The organism is Streptomyces sp. NPDC047049 (assembly GCF_040643995.1).
Taxonomy (GTDB): Bacteria; Actinomycetota; Actinomycetes; order Streptomycetales; family Streptomycetaceae; genus Streptomyces; species Streptomyces mooreae.
Genome location: NZ_JBEYVM010000001.1, coordinates 717,277 through 730,733, shown reverse-complemented (window position 1 = coordinate 730,733; position 13,457 = coordinate 717,277). Strand labels below are relative to the sequence as shown.

11 protein-coding genes are annotated in these 13,457 nt (G+C 71.4%); 4 read left to right on the top strand and 7 right to left on the bottom strand.

Features of this window, described 5'->3' with window-relative positions; all coding sequences use genetic code 11:
- The first annotated feature begins 332 nt into the window (after positions 1 to 332).
- The gene (locus ABZ851_RS03395; RefSeq protein WP_361121415.1) at positions 333 to 1,529 is read left to right on the top strand and encodes a hypothetical protein; all 1,197 of its coding nucleotides are present in this window, start codon (positions 333 to 335) and stop codon (positions 1,527 to 1,529) included.
- Between the two features lie 155 nt (positions 1,530 to 1,684).
- Here the strand turns inward: ABZ851_RS03395 and ABZ851_RS03390 are convergent, their stop codons facing one another.
- On the bottom strand, positions 1,685 to 2,176 hold the full coding sequence (locus tag ABZ851_RS03390; protein WP_361121412.1) for a DUF1453 domain-containing protein: 492 nt from the start codon (positions 2,174 to 2,176) through the stop codon (positions 1,685 to 1,687).
- Positions 2,177 to 2,232: 56 nt separating this feature from the next.
- Here ABZ851_RS03390 and ABZ851_RS03385 point away from each other — a divergent pair, with 56 nt between their 5' ends.
- The gene (locus ABZ851_RS03385) at positions 2,233 to 2,850 is read left to right on the top strand and encodes a TetR/AcrR family transcriptional regulator (protein WP_361121409.1); all 618 of its coding nucleotides are present in this window, start codon (positions 2,233 to 2,235) and stop codon (positions 2,848 to 2,850) included.
- Between the two features lie 15 nt (positions 2,851 to 2,865).
- Here ABZ851_RS03385 and ABZ851_RS03380 read toward each other — a convergent pair whose 3' ends face one another.
- Both ABZ851_RS03380 and ABZ851_RS03375 read right to left on the bottom strand, forming a co-directional pair.
- The gene (locus ABZ851_RS03380; RefSeq protein WP_361121406.1) at positions 2,866 to 4,347 is read right to left on the bottom strand and encodes a hypothetical protein; all 1,482 of its coding nucleotides are present in this window, start codon (positions 4,345 to 4,347) and stop codon (positions 2,866 to 2,868) included.
- Between the two features lie 134 nt (positions 4,348 to 4,481).
- Complete coding sequence (locus ABZ851_RS03375; protein ID WP_361121403.1) at positions 4,482 to 5,423, bottom strand: NAD-dependent epimerase/dehydratase family protein; 942 nt, start codon at positions 5,421 to 5,423, stop codon at positions 4,482 to 4,484.
- 435 nt (positions 5,424 to 5,858) lie between these two features.
- Here ABZ851_RS03375 and ABZ851_RS03370 point away from each other — a divergent pair, with 435 nt between their 5' ends.
- The gene (locus ABZ851_RS03370; protein ID WP_361121400.1) at positions 5,859 to 6,176 is read left to right on the top strand and encodes a hypothetical protein; all 318 of its coding nucleotides are present in this window, start codon (positions 5,859 to 5,861) and stop codon (positions 6,174 to 6,176) included.
- A 78-nt stretch (positions 6,177 to 6,254) separates the two neighbouring features.
- On the opposite strand, the gene ABZ851_RS03365 is transcribed toward ABZ851_RS03370, so the two are convergent.
- The 4 genes from ABZ851_RS03365 to ABZ851_RS03350 form a co-directional block, all read right to left on the bottom strand.
- Positions 6,255 to 6,935, bottom strand: a complete 681-nt coding sequence (locus ABZ851_RS03365; protein ID WP_361121397.1) for a response regulator transcription factor — start codon at positions 6,933 to 6,935, stop codon at positions 6,255 to 6,257.
- The gene (locus ABZ851_RS03360; RefSeq protein WP_361121394.1) at positions 6,905 to 8,182 is read right to left on the bottom strand and encodes a sensor domain-containing protein; all 1,278 of its coding nucleotides are present in this window, start codon (positions 8,180 to 8,182) and stop codon (positions 6,905 to 6,907) included. Before ABZ851_RS03360 ends, ABZ851_RS03365 begins: the two co-directional genes overlap by 31 nt.
- 151 nt (positions 8,183 to 8,333) lie before the next feature.
- Entirely contained in the window at positions 8,334 to 11,042 is a 2,709-nt protein-coding gene (locus ABZ851_RS03355) for an FtsX-like permease family protein (RefSeq protein WP_361121391.1), read from the bottom strand.
- A gap of 3 nt (positions 11,043 to 11,045) precedes the next feature.
- Positions 11,046 to 11,792, bottom strand: a complete 747-nt coding sequence (locus tag ABZ851_RS03350; protein ID WP_361121388.1) for an ABC transporter ATP-binding protein — start codon at positions 11,790 to 11,792, stop codon at positions 11,046 to 11,048.
- Positions 11,793 to 12,737: 945 nt separating this feature from the next.
- Between ABZ851_RS03350 and ABZ851_RS03345 the strand changes: the two genes are divergently transcribed.
- Positions 12,738 to 13,442, top strand: a complete 705-nt coding sequence (locus ABZ851_RS03345) for a hypothetical protein (protein ID WP_361121385.1) — start codon at positions 12,738 to 12,740, stop codon at positions 13,440 to 13,442.
- Positions 13,443 to 13,457 lie beyond the last annotated feature (15 nt).

Below are 13,457 nucleotides of genomic sequence, written 5' to 3'. Positions count from 1 at the left end.
GAGTTACCCCTCGCGTAGCTCCCCGCGGAGTGCCGGGCTTCCGCTTCCTGGGCCCTCCCACGGCCTCGGAGAACAAGCCGCCCGACGGCCGCTGAGCTCAGCCCTCCGTCGGGAATTCTCCTCAGCTGAGAATCTTCACCCTGCAAGAACCTCCCCCCCACGAGAATCCTCACCCCTCGAGAATCGGCACCCTCGAGACTCCTCCCCCGGTTGAGGATCCTCTTTCTCGGGTCGAAGCGGAACCTCGACATCCGCCTCCCCGTCTTTCCGGACGCCCCGATCCTCCGGGCGCCCCCATATCAGAACTTCGAACGAATGCGATGGGTACCGTTATGCGTGACATCAGCCGCCGGGGCATATTTGGACTCGGGGTCGGAGCGGCGGCCGCACTCTCCGTTGCCGGCTGCTCACCTTCCGGTTCGTCGGCTTCCGGCAAGGTCGGATCCAAGCCCGGACAGACGGCGAAGAGCAAGCCGATAGGCGACGGCTCCACGGCGTACACCGGAAAGCAGCCGAACCAGCCGCCGGCACCGGAGAAACTGGCACCGGGCCAGAAGCCCCCGCAATTCGTGGTCTTCTCCTGGGACGGAGCGGGCGAGGTGGGCAACGGCCTCTTCCCGCGGTTCCGCAAGCTCGCCAAGGACCACAACGCCTCGATGACCTTCTTCCTCTCCGGGCTGTATCTGCTGCCCGAATCGAAGAAGCGCCTGTACCGTCCGCCGAACAACCCCGTCGGCGCCTCCGACATCGATTACCTCACCGATGACCACATCAAGGCGACGCTGAAGAACGTGCGCGCGGCGTGGCTGGAGGGCCACGAAATAGGCACCCATTTCAACGGCCACTTCTGCGGAGGCAACGGCTCGGTCGCCCACTGGACCCCCGCCCAGTGGGACTCCGAGATCGAGCAGGCCATGGACTTCGTCACCAAGTGGCGGACGAATACCGGCTTCACCGATGTCGAACCGCTGCCGTTCGACTACACCAAGGAACTCGTCGGCGCCCGTACGCCCTGCCTGCTCGGCCAGGCCAACCTGCTGCCCACGGCGCGCAAGCGCGGCTGGCGCTACGACGCCAGCTCCCCGGGCGGCCTTCAGGTCTGGCCCACCAAGAAGCAGGGCCTCTGGGATTTCCCGCTCCAGTCGATACCGTTCCCCGGGCACTCCGAGACCCTTTCGATGGACTTCAACCTGATGTTCAACCAGTCCAGGAACTCCACCAAGGGCCCGCCGGTCAATTACCCGCGCTGGCGCAAGGAGGCCGCCGACGCCTACATAGCCGGCTTCCAGCGGGCGTACGAGACGAACCGGGCCCCGCTGTTCGTCGGCAACCACTTCGAGCAGTGGAACGGCGGCATCTACATGGACGCCGTCGAGGAAGCCATCAAGCACATCGCCGGCGGCAAGCACAAGGACGTCCGGCTGGTCTCCTTCCGCCAGCTCTGCGACTGGCTCGACGCCCAGGACCCCCAGGTCCTCGCGCGCCTGCGCGGGCTCGGCGTCGGGCAGAAGTTCACCGGGCGCGGCTGACGGCACGGGGAGAGCGATGACGGCCCCGCGGACACCCCTCCGTTCCTCATGCGACCTGGCCGGCTTCTTGCGCGGCATCCGGCAGCCGCTGCTCGACGGTCCTTCGTCAGAAAACCCGGAGGTCCGGTTCGAACGGCCCGCTGCCAACAACTGAATCAGCGCCTACGTGCCGGGGCGAAGGGGATCCCCGTGGCCATGCCGCGGCGACCGACCATGAGGGACTCGCCGAGGAAGCTCACCCCGATGGAGAGCTGGAGGGGGCGTGCATGCTCGTGCATGCCCATCTTCACGGCCAGGACACTGAAGCCGGCCGTGACCGCCAGGGTGCCGATCACGGCGAGGAAGGTGCGGCCGGTGTACCGCTGCCACAGGACACCCCCCTTGTCGAAAAGCTGAACGGTGGCACCACGGAACGCGCCGAGTGCCGCACCGAAGAGGGCTCCTGTGATGACCCAGGTGAGGTCGGTGCCGGTGAGATCCGCCCTCTTGATGAGGGTGAGGAGGCCGATCCCGGTCAGGACCGCCGGGGCTACGAAGAGTTCCCTTGCGTTGACCGGTTCACCGGTCATCCGCTTGATCACGACTGCGATCACCACCAGGGTGATGATCGCAGCGAGCAGCCAGGGGTTCACACGGGTACCGCCCATCTTTAATGGCATGACTGAGCTAAAAAAGTTAGCGCAACCGTGCTATAAAGACCACCGTGCCAAAGATCGTCGACCCCGTGGCCCGCCGCAGGACAGTGGCGCAGGCCGTTCTGTCCGTCGCCGCCCGGCATGGGCTGGAGCATGCGTCGCTGCGCAACGTCGCCGAGGAAGCCGGACTCGCCGTCGGCTCGGTCCGCCATTACTTCGCCGACCACGACGAGTTGATGACCTTCACCATGAGGGAGCTGAGCCGGCGCATCGGCGACCGTATCCGCACCCACGCCGATCGGCTCCTGGCTCCAGACGGCCGCACCGACCGCCGGGCCGCAACGGAAGAGCTCCTGGCCGAGCTGCTTCCCCTTGACGAGACCCGCCGCCAGGAGTCCGCACTCTGGCTCGCCTTCACCGCCGCCGCACACACCCGCCCCGAACTGCGGCCCTGCGCCGCCGAAATGCAGGCCAACCTGCACACTCTGGTGTCGCGCGTGCTGCACGAAGCCCGGTGCGCCGGCGGGCTGCCGGGCAACCTGGACGTCGAACTGGAAAGCACGCGGCTGGCCGCACTCCTCGACGGGCTCAACCTCCAGGCCACGCTGCTGCCGGACCGTTATCCGCCGAAGCTGCTCCGGCAGGTGCTGCGACGGCACCTGGAAGCCCTCAGAGCCGGCAGCTGATCTCCGGCCACCGGTTCAGCGCGCCTTCTCTTCGGGTGGCAGTAGGGGTCCGTGGATCGTGGAGAGGATGGCCAGGGCGAGGCCGATGACCAGGCCTGCGATCGCGGTCGTCCAGCGCCAGAAGACGGTGATGTCGCACGTCAGCAGCGCTCCGCAGGCGACGAGCAGCGCGGCGAGGGCCAGCGCCGAGGGGTGTATGAAGAGTGGCCAGGCGGAGCGTGGGTCCCAGAGGCGGAGAGTCCTCGCCGCCGGCCGCCCGGCCGCGGCCTTCTCCGGAACAGCCTTTTCCGGGTCGGCCGTTTCCACGTCAGCTGCTTCCCCGTCGGCTGTTTCCTCCACGTGCGGGAATCCCACGTGAGCCTTTTCCACGGGGACACCCTCGTCGGCGAGCAGCTTCGCGTCCCGGGACTTGAGCATGCCGTGCATCACCCAGCCGTCGTCGGAAACCAACGCTGCCGGTGTGCTTTTCGAAGAGAATCGCCTGCCGCCGGCTCCGCGGTGGGCGTCCCAGCAGAGCCAGAGATGCTGACCGTTCAAGGAGTCGGGGAGATCGCGGTCCGTGACGTCGATGAGGAAGTGTGCGACCCGGGACGACGGAGTGAGCATCCTCAGGCACTGTTCCTTCCTGGATCCTTCCCGCCAGAAGTCGGGCCCCAGGAATTTCGCCCGTATCGCCTTGTCGGTGCGGCCCAGCCGGGAGAAGGAACGGAGGCCATAACGCTCCGACACGACAGCCACGGAGAAGCCCATACCGAGGATCCAGGCGCTCATGCAGGTCCAGGTGCCCATGGCCGACATCGTGTTGCCGTGCAACACAGCACCGAGGCTGCGCTCGTCTCCCGCGAGGGCACCCAGGTGGGGTTGCGCAGGGGCATAGAGCACGGTGACCCGGCTGCCGGGGCCCGGACGGTCGGGGGTGTCCGTGTGCACGGTTGCCGTCACCGGCCTGCCCGTTGCCCCTCGGCCCAGCCTCACGACTGCTGTCGCGGTGTAGTAGTCGGGGGTCTTGCTGGGGTCGTGGAACTGGACGTCACTGACCTTCTCGACCCGGACATTCGCGAATTCCGCTCCGGCGTCGTGGAGCCGCTGCATCAGCTCCGTCCGCTGGGGCGTGCCCGCCGCCAGGGCAATCAGGGTCATCAGCACCGTGAAGCCGCCCGCATACCCCCCGAGCGCACGCCACTGCATTCCCCGTCGCGAGGGGAGCTCACGGGGCATTGCCACAGGCTCCGACGCGGACGCAGCGTGCGCTTCGGAGCCGGCGGCTCCCGAGAACTCGGCGACGGCCACCGTGGCGAACGGCCGCCGTCCGCCCGCCATCCGCTGATACAGAGCAATGGCCACCAGGCAGCAGAGAGCGCACCCCAGGGCAATCAGGATCACCTTCCGCCGCAGGTCCGGCGACGAGCTGAAGAGCCAGAGCGGGAGTACGGGCACGAGGGCCGCCAGCCCCAGCACGGCGAACCAGGCCCCGGCCCGGCGGGGTGCCGCACTCACCCCGTACCAGGCAGCAGAACCCGCCTCAGCGGCGTCTCCTTCTGCCCCGGAATCCTTGCTCTGCATTCCGCTTTGCATCCCACTTGCCTTCCTCGCCTCGCGCTCGTGGGTGAACCCTGCGCTGAACACAAGCGTCACCCGGTGGCGGCCCGGCGCTCACGCCACCAGTCCACCGTCGCCTTGATCTGCTCGTCGAGGGGCGTGGCCCGTACCGTGAATGCGGCTTCGTAGGCGCTGGAATCGACGATGAAGGGGCGGTCGAACTGATAGCGGATCTCCTTCAGTTCGCGGAGCAGCGGGGAGACGAGCGAGGCGACGCCCACTACGGCGGACGGCAGCCTGCGCACGGTGACCGGCCCCGTACCCGCTTGAGCGGCAAGGCGGTCGACCATCTCCCGAACGGAGAGCGCAGGCTGTGTCGGGACGTGCCAGGCCCGTCCCCAGGCCCGTTCCTCGCCCGCGACCTCGACCAGCGCCCTGGCCACATCGGGCAGATAGCTCCAGCTGTGCGGGGCGTCCGGATTCCCGAGTGTGGAGACCGGTTTGCCGCCCAGCAGCCGTGGCATGACCCGTGCGGCCAGGTGCCCCCCGTCGGTCACTCCGGGCCCGAAGAAGTCCGAGGCCCGCACCTCGGCCGCCTTGATACGGCCCTGCTGGTGCAGCTTCTGCGCCTGTTCCCACACGGCGGCGCGCACCCGCCCCTTGGGACCGGTCGCCGCGAGCGGCAACTCCTCGGTCAGGGGACCGTCCACCGGGCCGTAGCCGTAGAGGTTGCCCAGCATGACCAGTACGGCGCCGGTCGCCTCGGCCGCCGCGCAGAGCGACGAGGCCAGCGGCGGCCATTCACGCGCCCAGCGGTGGTAGGGCGGCCCGGCACAGTTGATGAGCGCGGCAGCGCCCTGTGCGGACTCGCTCAGTCGTTTGCCGTCCGTCGCGTCCAGTGCGATGTGCTCGATGCCCGGCTCAGGGCTTCGGCCCGACTTGGTGACGACCCGTACCGCGTGCCCCTCTGCGGCCAGCAGCCGAGCGGTGGCGGTACCGGCAGGCCCGAATCCAATAACGACGTAGAGACTCAAGGGCGCACATTAGCGTGAGCGTTCTTGCTTTTGTGGCGGATGAGTTGGGGGTTGAGGTGTAGGTGAACCATGCGGGGTGGGTGCCCATGGTTCCGGTCCGGTTCCGGTTTCCGTTCCGGTTCTGGTTCCGGTTTCCGTTCCGGTTCTGGTTCCGGTTTCCGTTCCGGTTTCCGTTCCGTCCGGCTTCGCGGTGATCCGCAGGGCACACGGCGCTGGCCGGCCTCCAGAGCGGTGCGCGCGGACGTCTAATGCGGTCGGCGGTCGGCGGTCGGCGGTCGGCGGTCGGTGCCGATTGTGCACGGTGCTGCGATAAATCCAGCCCGCAATAAGTTTTTCTCTTCCGGCGTGGGGCGCGATTACCGTTGGTTCGTCGAGGCGGCTCGGGGTTTGCCGTAAGGGCGGAAAACCGGCCGCGTGGAACATTTGGGAGTATTCATGACGACCACACCAGAAGCGCAGCCCATCACACCGCAGATCACGCAGCACCGGGCGATACCGGCCCACCCTGCACCTTCCGGACGCCCACCACGTTGGAAGCAGACCATCCTGACCTTCGTCGGCATCTATCCGATGCTGATGGTCCTCCAGCTGATCTGGGGGAAAGAGCTGGCCACCCTTTCCCTTCCGTTACGCGTCCTGATCACCGTCGCGGTCATCGCACCGCTCGCCACCTATGTCATCTTTCCCGCCCTGACCAAACTGGCCGGACCGCTGATGAAACCGGCGGCGCCGCGATCGAGGACCACGGACTGAAGACCGCCGTCCAGGAATCAGCGACTCGGACCATCCCTCCACACCCCGCCGGCCGGCCGGGGGCCAACGAGCCGCAGATTACTCATCACGCAGATAAGCCAGCACCGCAAGCACCCGGCGGTTGCCGTCCTCGGGGGAGAGACCCAGCTTGGCGAAGATGTTGCCGACGTGTTTGGCCACCGCGCCGTCGCTGATGTGCAGGGCTTCCCGCACCATGGCGTTGGAGTAGCCCTGGGCCATCAGGCCGAGTACTTCCTGTTCGCGGGCGGACAGGAGCTGGGAGCGGTGGCGCCGGTCGCGCTCCAGCAGCAGGTGCTGGACGACTTCGGGGTCGATCACCATGGCCCCCGCGGCGACCCGTTCGACGGCCCGGGCGAAGTCGCCGAGTTCGCCGATCCGGTCCTTGAGCAGGTAACCGAGACCGGCGCTGCTCTGGCGGTGGGGCGCCCTGCCGGGGGTGAACAGCTCCGTGGCGTAGGCGTTCGCGACGTACTGGGAGAGCACCAGCACCGGCAGATGCGGATCGTGCCGGCGCAGCTGCACCGTGGCGCGCAGCCCGTCGTCACCGTGTCCCGGGGGCATCCGTACGTCGGTGATGACGATGTCCGGGGAGCACTCCCGCACCGCCGTGATCAAGGAGTCGGCGTCGCCGACCGCGCCGACCACCCGGTGGCCGAACCGGTGCAGCAGTTCGGCGATCCCTTCGCGGACGAGGGCCGAGTCCTCGGCTAAGACGATACGGAGTGACGGTGCCGGCACGGAATCTCCAGGCTGAGGGCGGTGGGACCACCGAGGGGGCTGGACAGCTTCAGTCTTCCATCGACCACCGCGACCCGGTCGGCCAAGCCCTGGAGCCCGCCGCCGTCACGGAGTTCGGCACCGCCGGTGCCGTCGTCGGTGACCGTGACGGACAGCCGGCCCCCGGCCAGCCGGGCGTGCACCGTGGCGGTGGCGGCCCCACTGTGCTTGACGACATTGGTCAATGCCTCGCTGACGAAGAAGTAGGCGGTGGCCTCGACCTGTGCGGGCAGCCGCCCGGCCAGCTCCACGTCGACGGCGACCGGCACCCGGCAGCGGACCGCGACCTCGGACACCGCCGCGGCGATGCCGTGGTCGGTGAGGACCTGCGGGTGAATGCCGCGGATCAGGTCGCGCAGTTCGTCCAGCGCATGCTTCGCCTCGCGCCGGGCCCGGGAAACCAGTTCGCCGCCCTTGCCGGCCGCCGGATCCGCGGCGCCGAGTTCCAGCTCGGCCAGGCCCAGCGTCATGACCAGTGCCACGAGGTGCTGCTGTGCCCCGTCGTGCAGATCGCGCTCGATACGGCGCCGCTCTGCCTCGAAGGCGTCGGCCATCCTGGCCCGCGAGCGGGTCAGCTCCATGATGCGGTCGGGCTGTTCGCCCTCCTTGGGGGCCAGCATCAGCCGGACGAACCAGGACTGTGCGGCGGCCGCGGCGCCCAGGACGTACGCCGTCACCGGCAGCCCGGCGATCCCGAGGCCGGTGAGCACCAGCGCCTCGGGCTGCGCCGACGCGACGGCCACCTGGACCGGGGCCACGACCAGCGCGACCAGCAGACCGGTCAGGGTCAGCAGGGCCAGGTTCACGAAGGAGAGCGGCACCGCGAAGACCAGGGCGTAGCTGAACTCCCGCCAGGTCGCGGGCTCCCGCAGCCGGGTGGTCAGCCACGGCCACAGCCCCGGCCGCGCGACGGCCTCGTGCGGACTGGCCGGCCGGTCCGTGTGCGGCCCTTCCAGCAGCCGTAGCCGACGGCGCTCCAGCGCGGCCAGCGGGATCCCGAGGAGCACCGAGCCCGCCAGCAGCACCAGCCCGACCCCCAGCACCGACAGCAGCAGCCCGCACAGCAGAACGCCGCCCAGCACGACCAGCGAGGCAAGCCCGACGAGGGCGGAGGAGGCGAGGTAGCCGAGCGCGCGCCAAGGCGTCGCGGAGGTAAGGAAGTTGGCCGGACTCCGGGCCAGGGCCCGCCAGGTGGGAGAGGAACTCACCCCGCCCACGGTAAGGCCCGCCGCGGGGCTGCCCGGCGGGTCAGCACGGCCTCGGGGGAAGGCCCGACGCGGACGTGCCCGGCAGACCCGTACGACGCAGGCGCACCCGGCGGGCCCGTGCGGCCTCGGGAAGGAAACGGTCGCCGCCGCCTCACCCCGCGCCCGTCGGCCCCGGATCCCGCGGGCCGGGCACCTCGGCGTTCCCGGCCGGGGCGTCGGAGGAGCGCAGGTGGAGGAGGGTGGGCACGAGTGCGGCCGACAGGGCGACCAGCAGGCAGCCGGCCAGCACCGTGCCCATCTCCTGCCAGGGCACGGGCAATTCGGCCGGTTCGCCGGACGCGGACAGCGCCCGGCTCGTGCCGAGCATCGTCACCCCGCCCGCGAGCACGCCCAGTGTTCCGCCGACGGCCACCACGGTCAGCGTCTCCCACACGACGGTGCGCAGCACCTGCCCGCGGGTCGCGCCGAGTCTGCGCAGCAGCGTGATGCCCTCGGCCCGCTCTCCGGCCGCCATGACCAGGGTGTTGGCGATGGCGATGCCGGTGTAGAGCAGGGACATGCCGAGCAGTACCAGGACCAGGATGCGGCCCTCCTCGTGCGTGGCCGAGGCGCGCTGCGCCAGCCAGTCGTCCCGGTTGTGCGCGGCCGCGCCGTATGCGGCAGCGATCTTTCCGGCGGCGGCCGTCGCGGCGGACCGGTCCGCGCCCGGCGTCAGCGACAGGTAGGCGGTGCCCGCCATCGTGCCGGGCGCGTGCCGGGCCAAGGCGTCCCGCGGGAACAGCACCGGGGGCAGGCCCGCCGACGAACCGGTCACCGCGGCGACCTTGACCCGTACCTTCGTGGCGTCGGCGAGGTAGACCTCGACGTCGTCACCCGCTTTCCAGCCCAGCTGCCCGGCGACCGGTTTCGTCACCGCCACGGCGTCGCCCCGCAGAGCGCCCAGCGAACCCCTGACCACGTCCAGCCGGAGGGCGCCGGACACCCGCGCCGGGTCCACCGCGCCGATGCCGCTCGACATCACATAGCGGGAGCCGACGAGGAAGCCGCTGGTCCCGTCGACCGGCGAGATGGCCCGGACGCCGGGGACCGAGGACAGGTCGCGCAGCGCGGCGGCGGGCAGGCCTGCGCCCGTGCCCGTGCCACCGTCGGGGGCGGCGACCACCACCTCGGCCTTCAGGTGCGCGCGGTCGTCGGCGACGGTGGTCGCCGCACTCGCCCGGGTAACGCCGATGAGGGAGCCGGCGACGGCCACCGTGACCAGGATGGGGGCGGCGGCCGAGGCGGTGGTGCGCACCGCGGCGCGGACGTGGTCACCGGCCAGCGCGCCGGTGACGCGGGTGAGCGCGGCCGACGGGAGGGTCGCCGCCCGCGCCAGCGGCGGAGCGAGCAGCGGGGCGAAGGCCACCATCGCCACGACCAGGATCTCGGTCAGCACCAGCGAGATCACCACGGCGCCGTCGCTGCCCGCCTGCGGCAGCATGATCAGGAGCAGCACGGCCACGGCCAGGAACAGCGACCCGGTGATCCACCGGCCCGTCGTCATCACCCGGGTCTCCACCGCGGCGTCCCGCAGGCTCTCGGCCGGACGGACCTTGGCGGCCCGGCGCGAGGCGGCGAACACACCGAGCAGCGCCACAGCGAGCCCGACGAAGAAGCTGATCAGCAGGACCGCGGGGGACACCGGGACCTCGAAGTCCTCGGGCGCCATACCGAAGGATGAGAGCACCGCGGCGAGCAGCCGTCCGCCGAAGATCCCGAGGCCGCAGCCCGTGGCCGAGGCGACGGCGCCCAGCAGCCCCGACTCCGCCATGATCATGCGGCGTACCTGGCGCGGGGTGGCCCCCACGGTGCGCAGCAGGGCCAGTTCCCTGCGGCGCCGCGCGATCGCGAAGGCGAAGGTGCCCGACACCACGAAGACCGCGACAAAGCCGGCGATCACCGCCATCACGGCGAGCAGGGTGGCGACGTCCCCGAGCGCCGCGGCGCGCGAGGCGGCGGCCGGGTGGCCGCCCTTGGACGTGCCGGCCGCAGCCGTGAGGGACGGGCCCGGCAGTACGGCGCGGATCCGGCCGGCGAGGGCCGTCGCGGAGGTGCCAGGCGAGGCGAGGACGGCCACCGCGTCGGCCCGGTCCGGGTCGGCCGACAGCCGCTGTGCGGTGTCGTCGGCGAAGAAGACAGTGGCCTCGCCGGGCACCCCGTCCGTGCCGGGCGGCGCCGCGATACCGGCGACGGTCATCCGCTGCCGGCCTCGCGGGGTCACCACGGCGACCTCGTCGCCCACGGCGGCCCCGGCGCGCTCGGCCGGCGCGGCGGCGAGCACCACCTCCCCGTCGCCGGCGGGCGGGTGGCCCCGGGTGAGGCGGAAGGGCGTGAGCAGGGCGCTCGACCAGCCATGGCCGACCGGGCGGTCCGACGGGTCGGAAGGTTCAGGAGAGCCGGAGCGGCCGGAGGAGCTGGACCGGGCGGACGAGTCGGAGGGGGCGGAGGGGCCGACGGCGTGGCCGGTCACCACCCGTGCGGGCAGCGACCGGTCGATGACGGCCCGCCGCACACCGGGCACCGCACGGACCGCGTCGGCGATCCGCCGCGCGTCGCCCAGGCGGTGCGGGGAGGTGGCCGTCCGGCGCTCGTCGTACGCGCCGTCCCCGCTGCCGAAGCCGACGGTGAACGACTGGCCGGCCCGCACCACCACGGCCGCGGCGTCGTAGCGCCCGGGACCGCCGGGCTTGGACCGGCCCCGGGTGGCGTCGAGGACCTGCCCGGTGGCGGCGATCAGCGCGACACCGAGCGCGAGCGCGAGGAAGGTGCCGGCGAACAGCGCCCACCGGGCGCGCAGGGTCGACAGAGCGAGGAACACCACGGGTCAGCCGCCCAGCCGTGCCAGGTGCTCGCTCACCGCGGCCACCGTCGGGCCCGCCAGTTCGCCGTGCACCGCACCGTCGGACAGGAAGAGCACCCGGTCCGCCCAGGAGGCGGCGACCGGGTCGTGGGTGACCATGACCACCGTCTGCCCGGCCTGGTCCACCACCGACCGCAGCAGGCCCAGCACCTCCCGGCTGGAGTGGGTGTCCAGAGCACCGGTCGGCTCGTCGGCGAACAGCACCTCGGGCCGGCTGATCAGCGCGCGGGCGATGGCCACCCGCTGCTGCTGGCCGCCGGACAACTCCGCCGGCCGGTGGCCGCCCCGGTCGCCCAGCCCCACCTGCCGGAGCGCGGCATCCACCCGTGCGCGCCCCGGGCGCTGCCCGGCCAGCCGCAGCGGCAGCGCCACATTCTTGCGCGCGTTCAGCGACGGCATGAGATTGAAGGACTGGAAGACGAAGCCGATCCGCTCCCGGCGCAGCTTGGTCAGCTCCGTCTCGGTCAGCGCACTGATGTCGGTGCGGCCGGTGAACACCCGCCCCGAGGTGGGGCGGTCCAGGCCCGCCGCGCACTGGAGCAGGGTGCTCTTGCCCGACCCCGAGGGCCCCATCACCGCGGTGAACGACCCACGGGCGAAGGCACAGTCCACACCACGCAGGGCCGACACCCGGTGCTCGCCGCGGCCGTACAGCCTGGACACCGCACTGAGCGTCACTGCCTGCTCGACGCCTGCTCCGGTGACGGACACGTTTCCCCCTTGACCCAGTGACCCCGTGACGCCGTGGCTCGTGACGCCGTGGCTCGTGACGCCGTGGCCTCGTGGCCCCGCGACTCCGTGCACATTGGCGTCCGCGGCATGCCCTCCAGCCAAGCGGAGCGGGGCCGTACCGCGCACGGGCGCCACATCCCGTCTTCCCGGTGGAGAAAACTCCACCGGGCGGGCGCGGGGCGCTTGCGGGGCCCGCCCGACGGGGATGAGGACCAGGCGCAGGCTCCGGCGGGAGGCCGGGCCGGGTTCGCGGGCCCTCAGGCCCTTGGCGACGACGCGGCCCACCAGGCGGAAGACCGCTCCCGCGTCGACGGTGATGTGACGAACCGCTTCCCGTGTCGTCGAGACGGCACGCACTGCGGTCCGCGTCCAGAGAGCCATCACGGGATTCGTCGCCACATGTCCGGAGTGCCAGGGCGTGCCAAGAGCCACTGGTGAGGAATCTGCACCGAAGCGTCACAGGGCCTTCGCTTTGCCCTCGGGGGGTGCAGTTAGCGTTACAGCCCGCTCGATCCCGCGTGCGAATTTGATCAGGTCGCCGGCGTCCTTGGCGGCGCAGTCAGCACAGAAAGATCGCAGATGGACTACTGCTCGTCATGCCGCCGAAGTCTCAACGGGGCACTCGTCTGCCCGGGATGCGGAGATTACGCTCCGGACATCGCCCCGCCCAACCATCGCCGGCAGCGCGCGAAGGCCGCCGCCGCGGCGTTCGAGGCCTGGCGTGCCGAGGAAGCCGCCGGCCTCGGCGCCCCTCAGCACCCTCGCGGGCACGGCACTGAGCCGTCCACAGTCACGCCGTCCGCCGCCGGCCCCTCTGCCGCCGCGCCGTCGGATGCCCTACCGTCCGCTGCGACGCCGTTCGACAGCGCGCCTTTCGACAGCGGCGCCTTGGGCGGCAGCGCCAGTGCCCTGGGCAGGAGTGACGTGGGCAGCGGTGGCTTGGGCAGCGGCGCCTTCGACGGCGATGAGGTGCGGGCGGATGCTGCCGAGGGCGGTGCGTCCGGCGGTACCGGAGTGGCCGCTGCTACCGGCCAGGGCCGGGCGGCCCGGCGTCGGCAGCTGGCGCGCTGGAAGAAGCACCGGCGCCGGGCCGCGGCCGCCACGGCCTTCGCCCTTGTCGGCGGTGGCCTGACCGTCTCGCTGCTGCAGAACAAGCCGTCCGCCGGCCATGCGCAGGCGTCCTCGGCGCCGGAGCCCGGGAGCGTGGGCTCGCCCCGTACGGAAACGGCCGCCTCGTCGTCGGAGCAGCCGGACACCGAGGCTCCCCGGCACCCCGCCACGCACCCGCACCATGCGGCCGACCAGCAGCGGAGCGCCCCCGCCTCCACGCCGGTCCGGCAGCAGCACTCCGCCACCCCGGCACACTCCCCCGCCTCCCCGAGCGCGGCGCCGCACACCTCGACGCCCACCGCGGCCGGGACGCCACCCGCCCACCACTCCGGTGCCGCGGCACCGAGGACGACCGCCGCCCCCGCTCCCGCCGGACACTCGTCCGACGCGGGCACCGGCACCTCACCGACGCAGACGGCACCCTCCACGTCGGCCACGCCGAGCGACCCGACCGCCCCGTCCGCCGAGCCCACATCCCCGGCGCATGTGTGCCTCCTGGGACTCGTCTGCGTCAACTGACGGTCCACCGGTGGC

Bases quoted from the DNA above. Each gene is read 5' to 3' on its own strand.
- ABZ851_RS03395 (WP_361121415.1), top strand. From the start codon at position 333: ATGCGTGACATCAGCCGCCGGGGCATATTTGGACTCGGGGTCGGAGCG.
- ABZ851_RS03390 (WP_361121412.1), bottom strand. From the start codon at position 2,176: ATGGGCGGTACCCGTGTGAACCCCTGGCTGCTCGCTGCGATCATCACC.
- ABZ851_RS03370 (WP_361121400.1), top strand. From the start codon at position 5,859: ATGACGACCACACCAGAAGCGCAGCCCATCACACCGCAGATCACGCAG.